The organism is Helicobacter pylori, from assembly GCF_001998165.1.
Classification (GTDB): Bacteria; Campylobacterota; Campylobacteria; order Campylobacterales; family Helicobacteraceae; genus Helicobacter; species Helicobacter pylori_DL.
Genome location: NZ_MTWR01000073.1, coordinates 1 through 22,915, shown reverse-complemented (window position 1 = coordinate 22,915; position 22,915 = coordinate 1). Strand labels below are relative to the sequence as shown.

General features: G+C 38.7%; 19 protein-coding genes and 1 tRNA gene. 13 read left to right on the top strand and 7 right to left on the bottom strand.

Annotation, left to right across the window (positions count from 1 at the left end; translation table 11 throughout):
* Positions 1 to 82 precede the first annotated feature (82 nt).
* From BZK24_RS07835 to BZK24_RS07825, 3 genes are all read left to right on the top strand, one after another.
* Complete coding sequence (locus BZK24_RS07835) at positions 83 to 1,795, top strand: bifunctional metallophosphatase/5'-nucleotidase (RefSeq protein ID WP_341537515.1); 1,713 nt, start codon at positions 83 to 85, stop codon at positions 1,793 to 1,795.
* A gap of 214 nt (positions 1,796 to 2,009) precedes the next feature.
* Positions 2,010 to 3,707, top strand: coding sequence for a methyl-accepting chemotaxis protein TlpB (tlpB, locus tag BZK24_RS07830; protein WP_077657088.1), 1,698 nt, complete (start codon positions 2,010 to 2,012; stop codon positions 3,705 to 3,707).
* 31 nt (positions 3,708 to 3,738) lie between these two features.
* Positions 3,739 to 4,521: a glycosyltransferase family 2 protein gene (locus BZK24_RS07825; protein WP_077657087.1), complete on the top strand. Its 783-nt coding sequence runs from the start codon at positions 3,739 to 3,741 to the stop codon at positions 4,519 to 4,521.
* Here BZK24_RS07825 and BZK24_RS07820 read toward each other — a convergent pair.
* The 3 genes from BZK24_RS07820 to tlpA form a co-directional block, all read right to left on the bottom strand.
* Positions 4,504 to 5,265 carry an outer membrane beta-barrel protein gene (locus tag BZK24_RS07820; protein WP_000853684.1) on the bottom strand — a complete coding sequence of 254 codons (762 nt, stop codon included), beginning with the start codon at positions 5,263 to 5,265 and terminating at the stop codon, positions 4,504 to 4,506. The genes BZK24_RS07825 and BZK24_RS07820 overlap by 18 nt on opposite strands.
* A 218-nt stretch (positions 5,266 to 5,483) precedes the next feature.
* Positions 5,484 to 6,590, bottom strand: a complete 1,107-nt coding sequence (locus tag BZK24_RS07815) for an epoxyqueuosine reductase QueH (protein WP_077657086.1) — start codon at positions 6,588 to 6,590, stop codon at positions 5,484 to 5,486.
* The gene (gene tlpA / locus BZK24_RS07810) at positions 6,590 to 8,617 is read right to left on the bottom strand and encodes a methyl-accepting chemotaxis protein TlpA (protein WP_077657085.1); all 2,028 of its coding nucleotides are present in this window, start codon (positions 8,615 to 8,617) and stop codon (positions 6,590 to 6,592) included. The genes BZK24_RS07815 and tlpA overlap by 1 nt, the downstream gene beginning before the upstream one ends.
* A gap of 202 nt (positions 8,618 to 8,819) precedes the next feature.
* Between tlpA and thrC the strand changes: the two genes are divergently transcribed.
* Together thrC and BZK24_RS07800 are read left to right on the top strand one after the other, a co-directional pair.
* The gene (gene thrC / locus BZK24_RS07805) at positions 8,820 to 10,280 is read left to right on the top strand and encodes a threonine synthase (protein ID WP_077657084.1); all 1,461 of its coding nucleotides are present in this window, start codon (positions 8,820 to 8,822) and stop codon (positions 10,278 to 10,280) included.
* A gap of 105 nt (positions 10,281 to 10,385) precedes the next feature.
* Positions 10,386 to 11,099 (top strand): hypothetical protein, encoded by a 714-nt coding sequence (locus BZK24_RS07800; RefSeq protein WP_077657083.1) that lies wholly within the window; start codon positions 10,386 to 10,388, stop codon positions 11,097 to 11,099.
* A gap of 178 nt (positions 11,100 to 11,277) precedes the next feature.
* Here the strand turns inward: BZK24_RS07800 and BZK24_RS07795 are convergent, their stop codons facing one another.
* A complete protein-coding gene (locus BZK24_RS07795) occupies positions 11,278 to 12,222 on the bottom strand; it encodes a D-2-hydroxyacid dehydrogenase (protein WP_077657082.1) in 945 nt (314 codons plus the stop codon).
* Positions 12,223 to 12,294: 72 nt separating this feature from the next.
* On the opposite strand from BZK24_RS07795, the gene BZK24_RS07790 reads away from it, so the two are divergent.
* Together BZK24_RS07790 and BZK24_RS07785 are read left to right on the top strand one after the other, a co-directional pair.
* The gene (locus tag BZK24_RS07790; protein WP_077657081.1) at positions 12,295 to 12,825 is read left to right on the top strand and encodes a hypothetical protein; all 531 of its coding nucleotides are present in this window, start codon (positions 12,295 to 12,297) and stop codon (positions 12,823 to 12,825) included.
* Positions 12,826 to 12,923: 98 nt separating this feature from the next.
* Positions 12,924 to 13,826: an alpha-1,2-fucosyltransferase gene (locus BZK24_RS07785; protein ID WP_077657080.1), complete on the top strand. Its 903-nt coding sequence runs from the start codon at positions 12,924 to 12,926 to the stop codon at positions 13,824 to 13,826.
* Positions 13,827 to 13,847: 21 nt separating this feature from the next.
* Here the strand turns inward: BZK24_RS07785 and BZK24_RS07780 are convergent, their stop codons facing one another.
* The 3 genes from BZK24_RS07780 to BZK24_RS07770 form a co-directional block, all read right to left on the bottom strand.
* A complete protein-coding gene (locus BZK24_RS07780) occupies positions 13,848 to 14,681 on the bottom strand; it encodes a DNA-methyltransferase (RefSeq protein ID WP_077657079.1) in 834 nt (277 codons plus the stop codon).
* Positions 14,678 to 15,508: a type II restriction endonuclease gene (locus BZK24_RS07775; protein ID WP_077657078.1), complete on the bottom strand. Its 831-nt coding sequence runs from the start codon at positions 15,506 to 15,508 to the stop codon at positions 14,678 to 14,680. The genes BZK24_RS07780 and BZK24_RS07775 overlap by 4 nt, the downstream gene beginning before the upstream one ends.
* Before the next feature lie 205 nt (positions 15,509 to 15,713).
* Positions 15,714 to 15,805, bottom strand: a tRNA-Ser gene (locus BZK24_RS07770).
* 132 nt (positions 15,806 to 15,937) lie between these two features.
* Between BZK24_RS07770 and fabD the strand changes: the two genes are divergently transcribed.
* The 6 genes from fabD (at position 15,938) to BZK24_RS07740 (ending at position 22,794) form a co-directional block, all read left to right on the top strand.
* The gene (gene fabD / locus BZK24_RS07765; RefSeq protein ID WP_077657077.1) at positions 15,938 to 16,867 is read left to right on the top strand and encodes an ACP S-malonyltransferase; all 930 of its coding nucleotides are present in this window, start codon (positions 15,938 to 15,940) and stop codon (positions 16,865 to 16,867) included.
* A 10-nt stretch (positions 16,868 to 16,877) separates the two neighbouring features.
* Entirely contained in the window at positions 16,878 to 17,573 is a 696-nt protein-coding gene (locus BZK24_RS07760) for a 5'-methylthioadenosine/adenosylhomocysteine nucleosidase (protein ID WP_077657076.1), read from the top strand.
* Between the two features lie 193 nt (positions 17,574 to 17,766).
* On the top strand, positions 17,767 to 19,800 hold the full coding sequence (rpoD, locus tag BZK24_RS07755; protein ID WP_077657075.1) for an RNA polymerase sigma factor RpoD: 2,034 nt from the start codon (positions 17,767 to 17,769) through the stop codon (positions 19,798 to 19,800).
* Between the two features lie 20 nt (positions 19,801 to 19,820).
* Positions 19,821 to 21,194, top strand: a complete 1,374-nt coding sequence (locus BZK24_RS07750; RefSeq protein ID WP_077657074.1) for an SH3 domain-containing C40 family peptidase — start codon at positions 19,821 to 19,823, stop codon at positions 21,192 to 21,194.
* A 53-nt stretch (positions 21,195 to 21,247) separates the two neighbouring features.
* Complete coding sequence (locus BZK24_RS07745) at positions 21,248 to 22,600, top strand: FAD-dependent oxidoreductase (RefSeq protein ID WP_000061378.1); 1,353 nt, start codon at positions 21,248 to 21,250, stop codon at positions 22,598 to 22,600.
* Between the two features lie 5 nt (positions 22,601 to 22,605).
* Complete coding sequence (locus BZK24_RS07740; protein ID WP_001178798.1) at positions 22,606 to 22,794, top strand: DUF5408 family protein; 189 nt, start codon at positions 22,606 to 22,608, stop codon at positions 22,792 to 22,794.
* Positions 22,795 to 22,915 lie beyond the last annotated feature (121 nt).

Below are 22,915 nucleotides of genomic sequence, written 5' to 3'. Positions count from 1 at the left end.
ATTTTATGTAAAAACAATGCTATGAATATCTTTCACTAGGAAAATTTCAATGAAAAAATTAATTTTAGCCGTATTTTTCACGCTGACGCTTTCAATATCTGCAAAAGAAGTCAAAATCGTGTTTTTGGAAACTTCAGACATTCATGGGCGGCTTTTTTCGTATGATTATGCGACTGGAGAGCAAAAACCCAATAACGGCTTGACAAGGATTGCGACTTTAATCAAAAAGCAAAGGGCTGAAAATAAAAATGTGGTTTTGATTGACAGTGGGGATTTGTTGCAAGGCAATAGCGCGGAGTTGTTTAATGATGAGCCTATCCACCCATTAGTTCGAGCCGAAAACGATTTGAAATTTGACATTCGTGTGCTTGGGAATCACGAGTTTAATTTCAGTAAAGATTTTTTAGAAAAAAATATCAAGGGGTTTAATGGCGATGTCGTGAATGCGAATATCATCAAAATTGCAGACAATCAGCCGTTTGTGAAGCCTTATGTGATTAAAAAAATTGATGGCGTGAGGGTGGCGGTTGTGGGGTTTTTGGTGCCGCATGTCCCAACTTGGGAGGCCTCTACACCTGAACATTTTGCAGGGTTGAAGTTTTTGGACGCTGAAGAAGCGCTAAAAAAGACCTTGAAAGAGTTAAAAGGGAAGTATGACATTTTGATCGGCGCTTTTCATTTGGGGCGAGAAGATGAGAAAGGTGGCGATGGGATACCGGATTTGGCGAAAAAATTCCCGCAATTTGACATCATTTTTGCCGGGCATGAGCATGCGGTTTATAACACCAAAGTGGGGAAGGTGCATACCATTGAGCCTGGAGCGTATGGGGCTTATCTGGCAAAGGGCGTGGTGGTGTTTGACGCTAAGACGAAGAAAAAAATCGTAACGACTGAAAATTTACCCACAAAAGATATTCCAGAAGATGAAGAATTAGCGAAAAAATACGAATATGTGGATAAAAAATCAAAAGAATACGCTAATGAAGTGGTCGGCGAAGTGACAAAAACCTTTATTGACAGGCCTGATTTTATCACAGGAGAAGAAAAAATCACCACGATGCCAACCGCCGCCTTGCAAGAAACACCGGTGATAGAATTGATTAATAAAGTGCAAAAATATTACGCAAAAGCCGATGTTTCAGCGGCAGCCTTATTCAATTTTGGGGCGAATTTGAAAAAAGGGCCTTTCAAAAGAAAAGATGTCGCCTACATTTACAAGTTCGCTAATACGCTCATTGGAGTGCATATCACGGGTGAAAACCTGTTGAAATACATGGAATGGTCATACCGATTTTACAACCAGTTGCAACCGGGCGATTTGACGATCAGTTTTAATGAAAATATTCGCGGCTATAACTTTGATATGTTTTCTGGCGTGAAATACCAAGTTGATGTTACCAAACCCGCCGGGCAAAGGATTATTAATCCGACAATTAACGGAAAACCCATTGATTTAAAAGCGGTGTATAAATTAGCGATCAACAATTACCGATTCGGAACATTATCCACGACTTTAAAGCTGGTTACAGACGCTGATAGGTATTATGATTCTTACAATGAATTACAAGATAACGGGCAAATACGAGATTTAATCGTCAAATACATCACGGAAAAAAAAGGTGGGAAGGTAACCCCTGAACTAGAACATAACTGGGAAATCATCAACTACGATTTCAAAAACCCGTTGCTAAAAAAATTGGCAGAAAAATTAAAAGAGGGGAGCATCAAAATCCCCACTTCAAAAGACGGGAGGACTTTGAACGTCAAATCCATTAAGGAAAGTGAAGTTGAATAAGATTTTTTATTTTTATTATTTATTCTTTAAGCCTAACTTAAAAAGGAATGTTCTATAATCCTAGATTGTTGGCTTTTCGCTTTTTTCAGCGGTTTTCAAACAACCGGATTTTTAATCTTGTTTTGCGCCACTCATTTTTCGGGGGGGGGGGGTGCATTTGGAGGCTGAACTCTCAAATTAGGGTTTGACTTAAAAATGATTTATTAGGAGATAAATGATGTTTGCTTCAGTATTTGCTTCGCTAGGGACTCGTATTATGTTTGTCGTGCTAGCCGCTCTTTTGGGTTTAGGGGGGCTTTTTATTGGTTTTGTAAAGGTTATGCAAAAAGATGTGTTAGCGCAACTCATGGAGCATTTAGAAACCGGGCAATACAAAAAGCGTGAAAAAACGCTCGCTTACATGACAAAAATTATTGAACAGGGCATTCATGAGTATTACAAAGATTTTGACAATGCTACTGCAAGAAAAATGGCGCTAGATTATTTCAAACGCATTAACGACGATAAAGGCATGATTTATATGGTGGTGGTGGATAAAAACGGGGTGGTGCTGTTTGATCCAGTCAATCCTAAAACCGTAGGCCAATCAAGGCTTGACGCTCAGAGCGTTGATGGGGTGTATTATGTTAGGGGGTATTTGGAAGCGGCTAAAAAAGGGGGAGGCTATACTTATTATAAAATGCCCAAATACGATGGAGGCGTGCCGGAGAAAAAATTCGCCTACTCGCATTATGATGAGGTGTCTCAAATGGTGATCGCAACGACTTCCTATTACACTGACATTAACACCGAAAATAAAGCGATTAAAGAAGGCGTGAATAAGGTTTTTAATGAAAACACCACAAAATTATTCCTTTGGATACTGACAGCGACGATAGCGTTAGTGGTTTTGACGCTCATATACGCTAAACTAAGGATCGTGAAACGCATTGATGAATTGGTCCTTAAAATCAACGCTTTCAGCCATGGGGATAAGGATTTGAGGGCCAAAATTGATGTGGGTGATCGCAACGATGAAATCTCGCAAGTGGGCCGTGGGATCAATTTGTTTGTGGAAAACGCCCGCTTGATTATGGAAGAGATTAAAGGCATTTCCACTTCCAATAAAACTTCAATGGATGAATTAGTCCAAATCACGCAAGAAACCCAAAAGAGCATGAAAGATTCCTCAACCACCCTAAATTCCGTAAAAAATAAAGCCACGGATGTAGCGAACATGATGAATACTTCCATAGAGCAGTCTCAAGGGTTAAGGAAGCGTTTGATTGAAACGCAAGGGCTTGTCAAAGAGAGCAAGGATGCGATTGGGGATTTATTTTCTCAAATCACAGAGAGCGCGCACACTGAAGAAGAACTCTCTAGTAAAGTGGAGCAGCTAAGCCGTAACGCTGATGATGTCAAATCCATTTTGGATATTATCAATGATATTGCCGATCAAACCAATCTTTTAGCCCTAAACGCTGCTATTGAAGCCGCAAGGGCCGGCGAGCATGGCAGAGGCTTTGCGGTGGTGGCTGATGAAGTTAGGAATTTAGCCGGGCGCACTCAAAAATCTTTAGCTGAAATCAATTCCACTATCATGGTGATTGTCCAAGAAATCAATGATGTGAGTTCGCAAATGAATCTCAATTCGCAAAAAATGGAACGCTTGAGCGATATGAGTAAAAGCGTGCAAGAAACTTACGAAAAAATGAGTTCTAATTTAAGCTCAGTCGTGCGAGACAGCAATCAAAGCATGGACGATTACGCTAAATCCGGACACCAAATTGAAGCTATGGTAAGCGATTTTGCAGAAGTGGAAAAAGTAGCTTCTAAGACTTTAGCGGATTCTTCAGATATTTTAAACATCGCTACGCATGTGAGTGGAACGACCACGAATTTAGACAAACAAGTGAACTTGTTTAAAACTTAATTAGGGGGGAGTTTATTATAAAAGGGTTGGATTGTTAAAAGTTTCTGTGATCACGGCGTGTTTTAATAGCGAAAAAACCATTGAAGACACCATTCTTTCCGTGCTTCATCAAACTTATAAAAACATTGAATACATCATTATAGATGGGGCTAGCGCGGATAGCACTTTAGAAATTATTCAAAAATATAGAGATAGAATCGCTTGCGTGATGAGTGAAAAAGATAAGGGCATTTATGACGCTATGAATAAGGGCATAAAGCGTTCTAGTGGGGATATTATCGCTTTATTGAACAGCGATGATTTTTATATTGATGAGTTTGTAATAGAAAAAGTGGTGCATGAATTTGAAAACAAAAATTGCGATAGCGTGTATGCGGATCTGGTATTTGTCAAACCTGATTGTTTAGAAAAAGTGGTCCGTTATTATGAAAGCGGGGAGTTTGACCCTAAAACCTTACTTTATGGCGTGGTGCCAGCGCACCCCACGCTTTTTGTCAAAAAAGCCATTTATGAACGCTATGGGCTCTACAAAACCGACTATAAGATTTCAGCGGATTTTGAGATGATCATCCGCTTGTTTGTGGTGCAAAAAATAAGCTTTTCTTATTTGAAAGAAGTGTTAGTCATCATGCGCACCGGTGGGGTTAGCGCAAGGGGGTTTAAAAGCTTTTTATTAAGGAATAAAGAAAATTTGAGAGCGTGCCAAGAAAACGGCATTCAAGCGAATGTTTTTTCCATGCTTTTAAAATACCCCAGAAAGATCATGGGCTTATTTAAAAGAGAATCTAAAGGGAGTCTAAAACGAAACGATTAAAGAAAGGTTAGCGTTAAATCGTGGTTTGAATCTTTCTTGATGGTTATTGTAGGTGTAAAAAACATTCCTCACTAAAGGCATTTCAATCCCAAACTGCAAAGACAAATAACCGATAAAATCCACGATAAAACCAAAGCGAAAGGGGGCTTGGAAAAAGGTTTTCTTGGTTCTAGGGATGATTGTTGTGATAGCGCCGGATTTAATCGTATCCACCAATAACACCCCTTGCTCTAAAGCGATTCCTAAATAACTCCTAAAACGATAGGTTTTTTTATCCACAAAAATCCAAGAAAAATCTAACGCGCCTCCGTAATTTTGCACCATTAGGATTTGAGGCTGAGAGAGCGAAACAGAATGGAAATAGTTATAGACGCTAAAGATTCTAAAACCGACTTTAGGGTGGTTTCTTAAAAAATGCTCTAAGCCTGTAGCGGTGTTAAACCCTATGCTATTAGCTACAAAAGTCAAGCTTTGATTAGAAGTTGAAAAAGTGGCTTGCGAATAGTTGTATCCAAAAATGAAAAAGAATTTAAGGCTTTTTTCTAAAGCCCTTTTTAAAATTTGCTGGTTTTTGTCTAGTGTTTTCTGTTTTTCATTGTTTTTATCAACAATTAGGGGTTTAGGTTTGTCGTCTTCATTCTTGTTTTTAAAATTTTCCAAGAATTTAGACCAAGTGATTTCATTAGCTTCTAAAAAGAGTGGGTTCAACGATAAAAAGAGATAAATACTAAATAGAGTTTTCAAATACAGCCTTAAACTTTTTACGGCTATTGTGCCTAATTATCTTAAATTAACTTTAAATTACTTGCATGTTTTGACTATAACCCCTACTTACACGCAACGCTATATTTTAAAATACAATTTATTGAGGTTTTGTTCCCATCAAGCATGGATAACTAAAACCAACTTTAATCATTTTTAATTTTTTATTACAAGAATGTATCGCTCCATTAAAGTTTAGCTTAGAGCAAATAAAACACTTTTTCTTCTTGAAAAATGCTTTTAATTTCTACAAAAAGGGTTTTTTCTGTGCGTTCTTCTAGCACGATAATAGGGTTAATACTCTCGCTCCCGCTCACTAACGCCCTTAAAGACAACTCTTCTTCATAACTTAAGGGGTTAAGGTTTAACTCTTTTAAATTATCGTAGTTTTTTGCCATAAGGGTATTAAGGCCTTCTAAAGTTAAAAACAAGGTTTCATCTCTTTGGCTATAACCTACTAGCGCGTTTAAACGCTGGGAAAAAACCCATCTTAAATCGTTAATCCTTACTTTAGCCTTACTTTTAGAGCGCGCCAGAATATAGCAATTCAAGGGGTTTGAATTTTTAGAAAGCCACACGCCCCCATTTAATAAGCGGTAAGTTGCGATCGTTTTTTGGGCTAAAAAAGGCTTATTAGCGTCCTTTTTAGCCGCTTCTAATGTTCTAAAAACTTGCGTTCTTTCTTCAATACTTGCGGGTAAAATCTGGCGTTTTAAAGGCGAATAAAGCTCAAAAGGGCTTCTGTTTTGGGACTCTTTTTGGATTTTTAAAGCGAATTGGCAACCGCAATAATTTTGCCTATAAAGCTCGTTTTCTCTCGCCAAAGCTTGCAAATTTAAATCCAATTCGCTCTTAAAATGTTCAAAATTATCGTTTCTAAACACAACAAATTCCAAATTGTGCCTTTGCGCGATGCTCTGCCCCTTAGCGATGAGCTGGTTAGGGTCTTTTTTAGGGCTTGTGAGTAAGGTGGTGGTGAATTTTTCTTCCCCTAATTCAAAGGCTTTCAAAGCGCTCGCTTCTAAGCGTAAATCAAAGCACTCAAAACAGCGTTCGCTTTTTTCCCCTAACAATTCCTTACCCTTAGCTTTATCTAAAAATTTTTCTAATTCATAATCGCCCTCAAGCAATTCAATTCCTAGCATCTCGCAAGCGCGTTTCACATCTTCTAAACGCAACAAGTATTCGCTATAAGGGTGGATATTGGGGTTATAGAAAAACCCTATCATTTTTTCACCCGCAAAAGCCTCTTTAGCCTTTTTTAAAAAATACAGGTTATCCACTGAACAGCAAATATGAATGAGCATTAAAACTGCTTTTTATTCACATCTTCTAAAATATCGTTAGAGACTTTGTCAATTTCTTGACTGATTTCTAACGAATCGCTAGCGATTTTTAGATTGCCCTCAGTAACCGATCTTAAGGCTTCAATAGAAGCGTTAATCTCTTCTACTTCTTTAACCTGGTTTTTAATGCTTTCGCTCGTGTCTGAAATGCTTTGAACTAAAATATTGATATTGGCTTCAATCTCGCTGAGCGATTTTTGCGTCCTTTCAGCGAGTTTCCTAACTTCATCAGCCACCACCGCAAAACCTCTGCCATGCTCGCCGGCTCGTGCGGCTTCAATAGCAGCGTTTAGGGCTAATAGGTTCGTTTGATCAGCGATGTCTCTAATGATTTCCACAATGCTTTTAATGTCTTGCCCTTGCTCAATCATGGCTTCACTTTGAGAGCTCACGCCTTGAATGGAAGTGGTGATATTTTCTATCGTTTTGGAAGTTTCCATCAAGCTTTTGTGTTGGGAGTTTGAAGCCTTTTCTAAATTTTGCACGCATTCTTTTAAATTCGCGCTATCGTTCGCTAAATCTTTGGCAAAATTAGACGAAGTTTCTAGCATTTTTTGGATTTCTTGTCCTAAAGCGTTAGTAACCAATTCCACCCTACCCGAAGCGTTTTGGATCCGGCCTCTAAAATCCAAGCCAGAATAGCTTTCAAAAATTTTGAAAATGCTTGGCATGTGAGTCCCTACGCTTTCTTGCAAATAATCCATGATCCCGTTTAGCGCGTCCCTCAATTCTTTCAAATCAGGGCTTGCGGGATCAGCTGTGATGCGCACCGCAAAATTCCCTGCTTTCACGTCTGAAACCACTTTAATGGTGTCTTGGACGGCTTGCTTGTCTTCTTGCATGGTTTTTTGGGTTTGCAAGATATTTTTATTAATGGCTGTTTGCATGCGCCCTAATTCGTCATTGGATTTCGCTTCAATCAATTTAATATCGTTAGAATGGGCTTGATTGTTCAATAATTTGAAGAAATGAGACAAGGTGCTAGAAACGGCTTCCAAACGACTGCTCACGATCGCTCGCATTAAGAGAGTGATCGCTATAATCAAGGCTAACACCATGATAACGCTCGCTATGATCACCACAAAACGCACCGATCCCACTTGCTCATAGACCTTGTCTTTTTCAATGATTAAAGCGATCATCCAATTAAGATTGTCTTTACTTTCTGTTTTGCCTAGCATTTTAAAGGTTTCAACGGCTAAAAAATTTTCCTTATGGCTAAAGGGATCTAAGTATTCTAAAGTCGCTTTAGAGCCGTTTTCTAAAATAGCCATCACTTCATTAGTGGCTTTAGGCACGCTCTTATAAATTTCGGCGATAGATTTGTCTTGCAAACTCTTATTCGCGCTCAAAAGCACTTTACCTTTAACGCCAATTAAAAATAAATCGCTCCTGTTTTTAGTGATTTCATTACTGAAGCTGTCAATGGAAATAAAAACCATCAAAGCCCCTACAACCTCTTGAGTGTTTTCATTCCATAAAGGTAAAAGAATATCAACCCCATAAACTTCCGCCCCATTAGGCATTTTCCTATAATAAGGCAAGCTTTTGGAAATTTCTTTATTTTTCATCATTTTTTGCACTAAAGGGTTATTCCCCAATGACGGATTTTCCATTAGCTTGATCGTATCGTTATCCCTTAAAAGCGTTAATCTTAAATCTTCTCTGTCTTTAAAAAACATGCTCACCCTAGCGACATGCGAATTGGCTAAAATGAAGTTTTTCAACAAGTGGATTTTGATTTCTCTTTTGGTGTCTTTAGGGAGCATTGCTTTGACAATGCCCATGCTCGTATAGGTGTTTTCCAAAACCCCTTGCACTTCCTTAACCTTAAAATGCAAACTATCTTGCATAGAACGCAAGGTGTTTTCTTTTAAAATCTCTTTCACCCTGCTGTTCAAGGACACCCCTAAAATGCTCACGCACACGATCACAATCAACGCCACCCACAATATGATTTTATTACCGATACTCAAACCTTTAGACAAAACACAACCTTACTATGATGAAATTTTTTGCCCATTTGCGGCAAAATTTTAAACCGCATTATAGTATTATAAGCATAAATCAAAAATTAAACTGGATTAAAAAGACGATCAATCATTCTCATTAAAAAACCATTTAAGGTTACATTCGCTCTTTTAGGGTATGCTACGACTTGAAATTATCTAAATATAAAAAGGAATCATTATGCCTTTTGTTCCCACGCGTTCTTTGAAAGAAAAAAAGATCGATTTTATTGAAGCAGTATTAAACCCCAACGCCCCAAAAGGCGGGCTTTACACTTTAGAGCGTTTTGAAACATTAGAATGGCAAGATTGTTTGAATCTGAGCTATAACGAGCTAGTGGAATGCGTGTTTGAGCGGTTGGGATTAGAGATTCCTAAGGGTTTATTAACAAGCGCTTTAAAACGCTATGAAAATTTTGATAATCCTAAAAATCCAGCCCCTATTTTTGCACTCAATGAAAGGCTTTTTGTCCAAGAACTCTACCATGGGCCTAGTTTGGCGTTTAAAGACATGGCGTTGCAGCCTTTAGCGAGCTTGTTTTCTAACCTAGCGGTAGGGAAAAATGAAAAGTATTTAATGCTCGTTTCTACAAGCGGGGATACCGGCCCTGCGACTTTAGAAAGTTTAGCGGGCATGCCTAATGTTTTTGTGGTGTGTTTATACCCCAAAGACGGCACAAGTTTAGTCCAAAAACTCCAAATGGTTACCCAAAGCGCTAGCAATTTAAAGGTCTTTGGGGTGAGTGGGAACTTTGATGATGCACAAAACGCGCTCAAAAACCTTTTAAAAGACGATGATTTTAACGAGGCTTTAAAAGCGCGCCAATTGAAATTAAGCGTGGCTAATTCCGTGAATTTTGGGCGCATCGCTTTTCAAATCGTCTATCATATTTGGGGCTTTTTAGAATTGTATAAAAAAGGCGCGATCAATTCTAAAGAAAAAATCACCCTAGCCATACCTAGCGGTAATTTTGGGAACGCTTTAGGGGCGTTTTACGCTCAAAAAATGGGCTTGAATATCGCTAAAATCAAGGTCGTAACCAACAGCAACGATGTTTTAAGGGAGTTTATAGAGACAGGGCGTTACGATTTGACTAAGCGCTCTTTAAAGCAAACCTACTCGCCGGCTATGGATATTTTAAAAAGCTCTAATGTGGAAAGAGTGCTTTTTAGCCTTTATGGGTTTGAACGCACGCTAGAATTGATGCAAGCTTTAGAAGAAGAGAAATTTTATGCCTTAAAGCCTAAAGAATTGGCCCTTTTACAGGAGCATTTTTCTTGCGCGAGCTGCTCAGATGAAGATTGTTTGAAAACGATCCAAGAAGTTTATGCAGAGCACCAATACCTGATTGACCCCCACACCGCCACCGCTTTAAACGCCAGCTTGAAAACCCACGAAAAAACCCTTGTTTCTGCCACCGCCTCTTATGAAAAATTCCCTAAAACCACCCTTTTAGCCCTAAACGAGCAAAAGAAAAACGATGACGATAAAGCCGCCCTAGAAACGCTTAAAAACAGCTACAACACCCCGGATAGCCAACGCCTTGATGATTTGTTCGAAAGAGGGATCAAGCACCAAGAAGTTTTAAAACTCAATGAGATCAAAACTTCTATTCTTTTGTGGCTAGAAAACACGCATTAAAGCTTTTTTGAGCTTTTAACCTTAATAAAAGTTACATTTTAAGTTAAAACACACTATAATTAAATAAACTCTAAACGAAAATTAAACTGAATGAAAGGAGTCTGAATGAAAAAAATCGTTTTAGTAGCGATAGCCTTACTGATAAGTGGTTGCACAAGCTATAAGATCACGCCTGAACATGTTACTTCCTATAATAATGGGATTCAAGTGATGACCTCCACGCAAGCCAAGTCTAAAGTCCAGCTAGAAATCGCTCAAAGCAAATTGAAAGGTTTGAATGAATCCCCCTTAGTGCTGTATGTAGCGGCGCAAGTTATAGAGGGAAATCCTGTGGTGTTTAGCCGTAAAGCCATTTCGGTGTCTATCAATCAAACGAGTTTACCGGTCTTAAGCCTGAGACAGGTGATGAAGTCTAGTTTTGATTTTGAAGGCATTTTACAAAGCTTTAATATTAGTGTGCCGACCGCCCCTATTGATAACGTCAATATGATCACCCCGCCCATGTTTTATTACGGGCAAGGGAGTTTTTTAGCTTATAACGGCATGATGTATGGGGGAATGGGCATGTATGGGCCAGGCTTTGGCATGATGATGATGGATGATGTAGAAGAGCAAGAAGTCATGCAAGAAAGCCGCCAAGCTTTAAAAATCCTAGCGATCAATTACCTTAAAAACAATACCCTTAATGTTGAAGGTAAGGCTAGGGGAGGGTTTGTCGTGGTGGATACCAAAAACCTTAAAACCCCGGGCGTGGTGGTAATTAAAGTCTTTTTAGAAGATGAAATCCACACCTTTAAAATTGATATTTCTAAGATGTAATCGCCCCCTTTAATAAAAGCCTTTGGGGGTCAATCCACCTAAAGGCTTTTTTCTTAATGGGTTAAATCCAGCAAGATTGTCTGATAACCATTAAAAACGATTAAACTCCATTTTTAGATTTTATTTTATGGCAAACAAAAAGGAAAAACCAAACGATTAAACCTCCGTTTTTTTGCATTTATTTTTGAGAAGCTAAAAAATCCTGGATATTTTCTTTGGTTTTTTCTATCAAGGTTTTCAAGCTGTCGCTATACGCCCATGCGATATGGGGGGTTAAAAGCAATTTGTTTTGGATCTTTGGGTTCAAAAACGCATGATCTTTTTCAAAAGGCTCTTTCACAAACACATCGCTCGCGTAATACAAATCTTTGGTTTCTAAAGTTAAAGCCAAATCCTTTTCATTCACAATGCCCCCACGCCCCACATTGATTAAAATCGCCCCATCTTTTAAGCTTTGCAATTCTTTGAGAGCGATTAAATCGCGTGTGCTTTCATTTAAGGGGGCATGAATGCTGATAATGCCGCTTGTTTTAAGTAATTCCTCTAAACTCAAGCGCTCATACTCTTCTTTTTTATCTTTAGGGGAATAATACACCACCTTTGATTCAAAAGCTTGAGCGAGCTTGGCGACTCTTTTACCGATTGCGCCTAAACCAATAACTCCCCATTGACCTCCTTTAATAAGCCCCATTTTTATATCGCTAATGTGCGTAAAAATATCGCTTTGACTATATTCCCCGCTTTTGCAATAACGATCGTAATCATTGATCCTCCCCAACAAAGACAACGCACATGCTAAAGTGTGCTGGGCTACAGATTCTGTAGAATAAGCGCTCACGTTTTTGACTTCTATGCCCAAAGCTTTCGCGCTTTTTATATCCACATTATCCGTGCCTGTAGCGGTGATGCAAATGAGTTTGAGTTTAGGCAATTGGCTTAAAACCTCTTTGGTGATAACGACTTTATTCAATACCATGATTTCAGCTTCAATAGCGCGTTCAACGATTTGATTGGGCGAAGTGATCTCATAAAAATCAAAATCTGCCACTTCTTTTAAAACTTCTAGCGCTTTCAACCCCACGCTTTTAGCGTCTAAAACCACGCCTTTTTTGAATGTTTTCATCTCTATACTCCTGGATTTAATTTTAAAATTATATAATTAAACCACAAAATCCTTTTTTAAAAGAAACTAAACATGCCAAAACCCAAGAAAAACACCCTCCCTTGTAGCCTTTCTGTCAAAATATCTTATTTCATGCGCTTTCTCATTAAATGGCGCACCCGCTCTTTAAGCCATAAAATGATGACTCTGGTTCAAATTTTAAGCATTCTAGCCTTAGCGAGCAAGGCCAGTGAAGATTTAGAAGAGCAGCTCAAAAAAATCAAAGATTACATTTATAAAACCCTAAACGCTAAAATCGCATCGGATGTGTATGACCGGGTGCTTATTCTAGTGAATGAATATTGCGCTAATGAAGAATTGTTTGATAAAGAGAGCGTTAAAATTTCAGATTTACTCATTCAAGACATCCAGCTTTACGCTTTAGTCGATGAAATGCTTAAAGAAGACAAATACCAGGTCCAACACACCATTTTAAAGGGCATCATCAAGCGCAAATACGATGAAGCCTACTCGCTCAATAGCGAAGACAGGATTCTTTTAGAATACCAAGAACGCTTGCTAGAACCCTCATACGCGTCTTTTTCAAATAAAAAATTCAAATGATTTAAAGCGATGCTTGCCCCACTTTTTGGGCTTTTATTGAAAAAGGGCTTTAAAATAAGCTAGAATGAGTGTTTTATTTGAAAATATAAAGGGATTGAATGGCTTTTAAGGTGGTGCAAATTTGCGGGGGGCTTGGGAATCAAATGTTCCAATACGCTTTCGCTAAAAGTTTGCAAAAACACTCTAATACGCCCGTGCTGTTAGACATTACTTCTTTTGATTGGAGCAATAGGAAAATGCAATTAGAGCTTTTCCCTATTGATTTGCCCTATGCGAGTGAAAAAGAAATCGCTATAGCTAAAATGCAACACCTCCCCAAGCTAGTAAGAGAGACGCTCAAACGCATAGGGTTTGACAGGGTGAGTCAAGAAATCGTGTTTGAATACGAGCCTAAATTGTTAAAGCCAAGCCGCTTGACTTATTTTTATGGCTATTTTCAAGATCCACGATATTTTGATGCTATATCCCCTTTAATCAAGCAAACCTTCACCCTACCCCCCCCCCCCGAAAATAATAAGAATAATAATAAAAAAGAGGAAGAATACCAGTGCAAGCTTTCTTTGATTTTAGCCGCTAAAAACAGCGTGTTTGTGCATATAAGAAGAGGGGATTATGTGGGGATTGGCTGTCAGCTTGGTATTGATTATCAAAAAAAGGCGCTTGAGTATATGGCCAAGCGCGTGCCAAACATGGAGCTTTTTGTGTTTTGCGAAGACTTAACATTCACGCAAAATCTTGATCTGGGCTACCCTTTTATGGACATGACCACTAGGGATAAAGAAGAAGAGGCGTATTGGGACATGCTACTCATGCAATCCTGTCAGCATGGCATTATCGCTAATAGCACTTATAGCTGGTGGGCGGCTTATTTGATAAACAATCCAGAAAAAATCATTATTGGCCCTAAACACTGGCTTTTTGGGCATGAAAATATCCTTTGTAAGGAATGGGTGAAAATAGAATCCCATTTTGAGGTAAAATCCGAAAAGTATAACGCTTAAATCGGTTTAAAAAAGGGGGGTTTACTGGTGGTTTAAATCTTTGATTTTAGATCGGATTTCTTTATAGCGAGCGTCTAATTCTATTTTTCTGTTCATGGATATTTTGATAAATTCGCTTTCTTTTTCTACGCCGATAAATTCCCTTTTCAAAAGATTAGCCGCAATACCTGTGGTAGAGCTCCCGCTAAAAGGATCGCCAATGAGGGAATTTTCATCGCTCGCCATTAAAAGCAAGCGCACCAACAGCGCGAGGGGTTTTTGAGTGGGGTGCTTGCCATTTGCTTTTTCCCAAGGAGCGATCGCTGGGAAACTCCACACATCACGCATTTGTTTATCGTTATTGATCTTTTTTAAAATCTCATAGTTAAAAACATGCTTATGCTTGCGGCTTTTTCTCGCCCAAATGATTTGCTCAGCCGAATGCGTCAAATAACGGCAGCTGAAATTGGGAGGAGGGTTGGTTTTTTGCCAAGTGATGAGGTTTAAAATCTTAAAATCCAATTTTTGTAAAATACGCCCCAAAGAAAAAAGATTGTGGTAAGTCCCACTGATTAAAAGGCTTCCTGTGTTTTTTAAAGCCTTTTTGGCGTTGTTGATCCACTGGTAATTGAACTCATCAATATCGTTAATCCCATTTTCTTTATCCCAATCGCCTTTATTGACGCTCACGATTTTACCGCTCTGTATGCTTAAGCCGTCATTAGAAAGGAAATAAGGCGGATCGGCAAAGATCAAATCAAAAGCATTTTCAAATTGGGGCAAAATCTCATTACAATCCCCTTGATAAAGAGTGAAAAGCTCGTCTGCACTTTTAAAAATGGGGCGTGCGATTTCATTAGAATGCACGATTATCATTTTTGCACCTTTGATATAAAATCATTCACATAGCTTAAGTTATAGATTTCTACAGATTTGTAAGCTTCTTGAAGTTTGCTTTTAGCGTCTAGCCAACCTGTGCCATCAGTTATCCAAATAAATTCGTAATTGGGGAATGCTTCAAATTTTAAAGCTAAGTCTTGATAGGATCTTGCGACCTCATTAAGCTTACTCCCACTAATGGTATAAAAATTAGCCTCTATAAAATAAGTTTTATTTTTGCTAAAAATAACAAAATCAAATTTTTTAATATCATTTCCAAAAGCCTGGCATAAATCCTCAAATTCTCTAATATCTACTTGTTCTTTAAAATTTAATTGAGCTTGAATAAAAAGACCGCTAAGATGATTTTCCATGACTTTTCCGCTGCGATTTTTTCTCGCATTGCTATCAAGCCCCACTTCTATACCAAAAACAAAATCATTTAAATCTTTAATATTTCTGTTACAAAAAATTTGCTCCAACCCCGTTTGACGAATAAACTCATAAACTTTTTCATCATCTTCAAAATAAGAATATAAGGGGTAAAAATTGCCATTAGCATCAAGCACTACATCATCTTTATCCCTCACAGCAATGAGAATATTTAAAACATTAAAAGCTTTGGGGTATTCTTTAAAAAGACTTTTAATACAATTTTTAAGCTCTTTTGTATCTTTCCCAAGTAAAAAATTCAAGTGGTTTAAAGCGATACTTATTTCATTTTTATTTTTGAGACACTTTTGCCAATCGGTGAAAAAATCTAAAGTCCTATTGCTTGTCTTAAGGCTTTTTAAAAAAGTATCAAAAGGCAGATGATTTTTCATTTTTACTCCGTTTTAATGTCTTTCTTTAATTATATATTTTTTGCGCTTTACAACCCTTAATAGGGTTTAGGCTGGGTGTCTCTCTTCACCCAACCTAATATTGTATTTGTAAAATCTGTAAAAGGAGTGTCGTAAAAGGAATGCTTAGAAACTATGGTGTCTCGTTAATACATTCTAAACAAAAAGTTTTTAAAGGCAAAAAGGCTGGCGGACAGGGAGGGATTCGAACCCTCGGTAACCTTGACGGCTACGCATCCTTAGCAGGGATGTGGTTTCAGCCAACTCACCCACCTGTCCTCATTCACAGAGTAGAATTATAGTAAAAATAAGTTAAAATAAACCTTAAACTTTAATGGTTTCTAAACAAAACTAAGGGCTTTTATATTACAATCTCAAATTATGGATTAATAAACTTTAAAGGATAACACCATGCAATATGCGCTATTATTTCCAGGGCAAGGCTCGCAATGTATAGGAATGGGGAAATCATTCTATGAGAGCCACACCCTAGCTAAAGAATTGTTTGAAAGGGCTTCTAACGCGCTTAAAGTGGATATGAAAAAAACGCTTTTTGAAGAAAACGAGCTTTTAAAAGAAAGCGCTTACACCCAGCCTGCCATTTATTTAGTGAGCTATATCGCTTACCAACTACTCAACAAGCAAGTGAATGGGGGATTAAAACCCATTTTTGCTTTAGGGCATTCGCTCGGCGAAGTGAGCGCGGTGTCTTTGAGCGGGGCGTTAGATTTTGAAAAAGCCCTTAAACTCACGCACCAAAGAGGCAAAATGATGCAAGAAGCGTGCACGAATAAAGATGCGTCCATGATGGTCGTTTTGGGCGTTTCTGAAGAAAGCCTTTTAAGCTTGTGTCAAAGAACCAAAAACGTGTGGTGCGCGAATTTCAATGGCGGCATGCAAGTGGTTTTAGCCGGGGTTAAAGACGATTTGAAAGCCCTAGAGCCGACTTTAAAGGAAATGGGGGCTAAAAGAGTGGTTTTTTTAGAAATGAGCGTGGCGAGCCATTGCCCTTTTTTAGAGCCTATGACTTTTAAATTTCAGGAATTGCTAGAAAAAAGCCTGAAAGATAAATTCCATTTTGAAATCATCTCGAATGCGACTAATGAAGCGTATCACAACAAAGCAAAAGCCGTTGAATTATTGAGCTTGCAACTCACTCAGCCGGTGCGTTATCAAGACTGCGTGAAATCCAATAATGACCGAGTGGATGTCTTTTTTGAATTAGGCTGTGGGAGTGTGTTAAAGGGGCTTAACAAGCGATTGAGCAACAAACCCACCATAAGCGTGGGGGATAATAAAGGGCTTGATGAAGCCATTGAGTTTTTAGAAGAATACGTGTGATGGGGAGAAAATGGTGCAAAAAATTGGCATTTTAGGGGCGATGAGAGAAGAAATAACCCCTATTTTAGAATTGTTTGGCACGGGTTTTGAAGAGATCCCTTTAGGGGGGAATGTTTTCCATAAAGGCGTTTATAATGATAAGGAAATCATTGTCGCTTATAGCAAGATTGGCAAGGTGCATTCCACTTTAACCACGACGAGCATGATTTTAGCGTTTGGCGTTCAAAAGGTGCTTTTTAGCGGGGTGGCTGGAAGCTTAATTAAAGATCTAAAAATCAATGATTTGTTAGTGGCTCAAAAATTAGTCCAGCATGACGTGGATTTGAGCGCGTTTGATCACCCTTTAGGGTTTATCCCAGAAAGCGCGATTTTTATTGAAACGAGCGAAAGTTTAAACGCTTTAGCTAAAAAAGTCGCTAATGAGCAACATATCGCACTCAAAGAAGGCGTCATCGCATCAGGCGATCAGTTTGTGCATAGTAAAGAAAGGAAAGAATTTTTAGTTAGCGAGTTTAAGGCGAGCGCGGTGGAAATGGAAGGAGCGAGCGTGGCGTTTGTGTGCCAAAAATTTGGCGTGCCATGCTGCGTGCTAAGGAGCATTAGCGATAACGCTGATGAGGAAGCTAACATGAGCTTTGATGAATTTTTAGAAAAAAGCGCTCAAACTTCAGCGAAATTTTTAAAAAGCATGGTGGATGAGCTTTAGGGTTTGTTTTTACTAAATGCAGACAATTAAAACCCTTTTTTAAAAAATGGGGGTTTTTAAATTTTATTTTAAACTCATTTTATAATTAGAATTTAAGCTATTTTTTAGTAAAATAACAAAGGATTAGGTGTATCTTATCTTATGGATCTAGCTTTTGATTGAAAGCATGGGTTCTTATTTTATGGAGTGTCCAATGAAAAAGAAAGCTAACGAAGAAAAAGCCCCCAAAAGAGCTAAACAGGAAGCAGGAGCCACACAAGAAATTAAACAAGAAAACAAAGCTAAAGAAAGCAATAAAGCCAAAGAGAGCAAAATTAAAGAAAATAAAACCAAAGAAAACAAAATCAAAGAAACAGCGAAAGAGCCTGTTCCTGTTAAAAAGCTCAGTTTTAATGAAGCGTTAGAAGAATTGTTCGCTAATTCCTTAAGCGATTGCGTTTCTTATGAGTCCATCATTCAAATCAGCGCGAAAGTCCCCACTCTAGCCCAAGTCAAAAAAATCAAAGAATTGTGCCAAAAATACCAAAAGAAATTGGTCAGCTCTTCAGAATACGCTAAAAAACTCAATGCGATTGACAAGATTAAAAAAACCGAAGAAAAGCAAAAAGTTTTAGATGAAGAATTAGAAGACGGCTATGATTTTTTGAAAGAAAAGGATTTTTTAGAGTGGAGCAGGAGCGATAGCCCGGTGCGCATGTATTTGCGCGAGATGGGGGATATAAAACTTTTAAGCAAAGATGAAGAAATTGAATTGAGCAAGCAAATCCGCTTGGGTGAAGACATTATTTTAGACGCGATTTGCTCGGTGCCGTATTTGATTGATTTTATCTATGCGTATAAAGACGCTTTAATCAATCGTGAAAGAAGGGTTAAAGAGCTTTTCAGGAGCTTTGATGATGACGATGAAAATAGCGTGAGCGATCCTAAAAAAGATGATGACAGCGAAGAAGACGAAGAAAACGAAAAAAGGAAAAAAGTCGTTTCCGAAAAAGACAAGAAGCGCGTTGAAAAGGTTCAAGAAAGCTTTAAAGCCCTAGACAAGGCCAAAAAAGAATGGCTTAAAGCCCTTGAAGCCCCCATAGATGAAAAAGAAGACGAATTGGTGCGTTTATTGACCCTAGCTTACAAACGCCAAACGCTCAAAGACAGACTCTATGACTTAGAGCCTACTAGCAAACTGATTAATGAATTAGTCAAAACGATGGAGACCACTTTAAAAAGCGGCGATGGGTTTGAAAAAGAGTTGAAACGCTTGGAATACAAATTGCCCTTATTCAATGACACTCTCATCGCTAACCATAAAAAAATCCTCGCCAATATCACTAACATGACTAAAGAAGATATTATCGCTCAAGTGCCAGAAGCGACTATGGTGAGCGTGTATATGGATCTCAAAAAACTCTTTTTGACCAAAGAAGCGAGCGAAGAAGGCTTTGATTTAGCCCCCAACAAGCTAAAAGAAATTTTAGAGCAAATCAAAAGAGGGAAATTGATTTCTGATCGCGCTAAAAACAAAATGGCTAAATCCAATTTAAGGTTGGTAGTGAGCATCGCTAAACGATTCACGAGTAGAGGCTTACCCTTCTTGGATTTGATTCAAGAGGGCAATATCGGCTTGATGAAAGCGGTGGATAAGTTTGAGCATGAAAAGGGCTTCAAGTTTTCTACCTATGCGACCTGGTGGATCAAACAAGCTATCAGCAGAGCCATAGCCGATCAAGCCCGCACTATCCGCATCCCCATTCACATGATTGACACCATTAATCGCATCAATAAAGTCATGCGCAAACACATTCAAGAAACCGGCAAAGAGCCTGATTTGGAAGTGGTGGCTGAAGAAGTGGGGCTTTCGTTAGATAAAGTGAAGAATGTGATTAAGGTTACTAAAGAGCCTATCAGTTTAGAAACCCCAGTCGGCAATGATGATGACGGCAAATTTGGGGATTTCGTGGAAGACAAAAATATCGTTAGCTCCATTGATCACATCATGCGCGAAGATTTAAAAGCCCAGATTGAAAGCGTTTTGGATCAGTTGAATGAGCGAGAAAAAGCGGTGATCCGCATGCGTTTTGGGCTTTTGGACGATGAAAGCGATCGAACTTTAGAAGAAATCGGCAAGGAATTGAATGTTACTAGAGAAAGGGTGCGCCAGATTGAAAGCTCTGCGATCAAAAAATTGAGAAGCCCGCAATACGGGCGTATTTTAAGAAACTATTTGCGTATTTGATGTTAAGGTTTCTCTAAAGCATGCGTTATTTTCTTGTAGTTTTCTTGTTTTTGTTTGTGGGTTGCATGAAAAAGGATTTCACGCTCAAAGATTTATCCTTGCCCCAAGAGGCTTCAAGCTATCTTGCAAGCTCTCAAAATGGCAGTCATAATAACCAAAGCATTGACCCCCAAGCGTTAAGAGAAAACCTAAAAGAGAGCTATCTCAAAGCGTGGTATTCCCCATGGCTAGATACGAAAATCAAAAGCAATAAAAAAGAAGTGTTTTGGATCCTTAAGGAGATGAATAAATCCACCGGTTATGGCGAAGATCTAAAACCCAACGCAAAAGCTTTCAATGATGCACTTATTAAAAGCATGGATATTGAGCATTACCCAAGCGCTAAGATTAAGGCTGTTGTGGTGCGAGATAGCGATGTAAGGGCTGTGCCTACTAACAAGCCTTATTACCTTTCTCAAAAAGGCTATCCCTTTGACAGGTATCAAAATTCGCTGATTTTTCAAGGCACGCCGGTTTTAGTCACGCATTTCAACACGGATAAAACTTACGCCCACATTCAGAGCAGTTTTGTTTATGGTTGGATCAAAGTTAGCGATTTAGCTTACATGCATGATAAAGACATAGAGCTTTTAACCAAGCTTAAAAATTATGTCATGCCTATAAAAGATAAAATCCCCCTTTATACAGACTATGGGGGTTTTTACACCAACGCCAGAGTGGGCGAATTGTTCGCTCTCATCCCCCAAAGTCAAAACGCATCTCAAAACCCCCAAAAAAAGGAATTGAAAGCCTATGGCTTTTTGAGAGACGCTAAGGGCTATGCAACTTTACAAAGCGTGATCTTAGATGAAAAGGATTTTTTTGTTTTCCCTAAGGCTTTTAACAGCGAGAACATGGCGTATTTTATAGACACCATGCTAGGGCAAAAATACGGCTGGGGTGGACTATTAGGTAATAGGGATTGCTCGGCTTTCACCAGAGATAGTTTTGCTAATTTTGGTATTTTGCTCCCCAGAAATTCCTACGCGCAAAGCCGTTATGCGAACAATTATGTGGATTTAAGCTCCATGAAAGCTAAAGAAAAAGAAGATTACATCCTTAAAAACGCCACGCCTTTTGGAACGCTCATCTATTTAAAAGGGCATATCATGCTCTATTTAGGCACATACAACCATCAAGCGATAGTCGCTCACAGCATTTGGTCGGTGCAAACCCAAAAGCATTTTAAAACCTTGAGCCATAAAATAGGAGGCGTGGTGATCACTTCATTATGGTTAGCCGAAGAACATAATGGGGCGTTTTCTAAAAAGAAATTATTGATTGACAGGGTGCTTGGAATGAGCGATTTGAAAGATTTTGTCAATAAAACTTCAAGCCCTTTGAATGCGAATTGATTTTCTTATACTATGATTACGATTTATCAATTTAAAACATTTGGAGAAAGACAATGAGTATGGAATTTGATGCCGTTATTATTGGTGGTGGGGTTTCAGGGTGCGCGACCTTTTATACTTTGAGCGAATACAGCTCTTTAAAGTGCGTGGCTATCGTGGAAAAATGCTCTAAATTGGCTCAAATCAGCTCCAGCGCTAAGGCTAATTCACAAACCATTCATGATGGCTCTATTGAAACAAATTACACTCCCGAAAAAGCTAAAAAAGTGCGTTTGAGTGCTTATAAAACCAGACAATACGCGCTCAATAAAGGCTTGCAAAATGAAGTGATTTTTGAAACCCAGAAAATGGCTATAGGCGTGGGCGATGAAGAATGCGAGTTCATGAAAAAACGCTACGAATCCTTTAAAGAAATCTTTGTGGGGCTAGAAGAATTTGACAAGCAAAAGATTAAAGAATTAGAGCCTAATGTGATTTTAGGGGCTAATGGCATAGACAGGCATGAAAATATTGTCGGGCATGGTTATCAAAAAGATTGGAGCACCATGAATTTTGCGAAGTTGAGTGAAAACTTCGTTGAAGAAGCTCTAAAATTAAAGCCTAACAACCAGGTGTTTTTGAATTTCAAAGTGAAAAAGATTGAAAAACGCAACGACACTTACGCCGTAATTTCAGAAGACGCTGAAGAAGTGTATGCTAAATTCGTGCTAGTTAATGCCGGCTCTTACGCTTTGCCTTTGGCTCAGAGCATGGGCTATGGCTTGGATTTAGGGTGCTTGCCTGTGGCGGGTAGCTTTTATTTTGTGCCGGATTTATTAAGGGGTAAGGTCTATACCGTTCAAAACCCCAAGCTCCCTTTTGCAGCCGTACATGGCGACCCTGATGCCGTCATTAAAGGAAAAACACGAATCGGGCCTACCGCTTTAACGATGCCTAAATTAGAGCGCAATAAATGTTGGCTTAAAGGCATTAGCTTGGAATTGTTGAAAATGGATTTGAATAAAGATGTGTTTAAAATTGCGTTTGATTTGATGAGCGATAAAGAAATCCGTAATTATGTGTTTAAAAACATGGTTTTTGAATTGCCCATTATCGGTAAAAGGAAATTTTTAAAAGACGCTCAAAAAATCATCCCCTCTCTTAGCCTAGAAGATTTAGAATACGCTCATGGTTTTGGCGAAGTGCGCCCGCAAGTTTTAGACAGAACCAAGCGAAAGCTAGAATTAGGCGAAAAAAAGATTTGCACGCATAAAGGCATCACTTTCAACATGACCCCCTCTCCAGGTGCGACGAGTTGCTTGCAAAACGCCCTTGTGGATTCCCAAGAAATCGCTGCGTATTTGGGCGAGAGCTTTGAATTAGAACGCTTTTATAAAGATTTATCCCCAGAAGAATTGGAAAATTAAAACGCATGCAAAACGAACAAGAAGCCCGAGAAATCGCTAAAAAAGCCGTTCAAATCGTGTTTTTTTTAGGGATTGTGGTGGTGCTTTTGATGATGATAAACCTTTACATGCTCATCAATCAAATCAACGCGAGCGCTAAAATGAGCCAACAAATCAAAAAGATAGAAGAAAGGCTTAATCAAGGGCAAAAATAAAAAAGGCTTTTTGGTATTTTTACCCAAAACTAACGCCTTAAAGCCCCTAGCTTTTAGCTATGGGGATACAAGGCGAAACGCCTTTAGGCGTTAAATGCCATATAGAATAGGGGTATTAGAG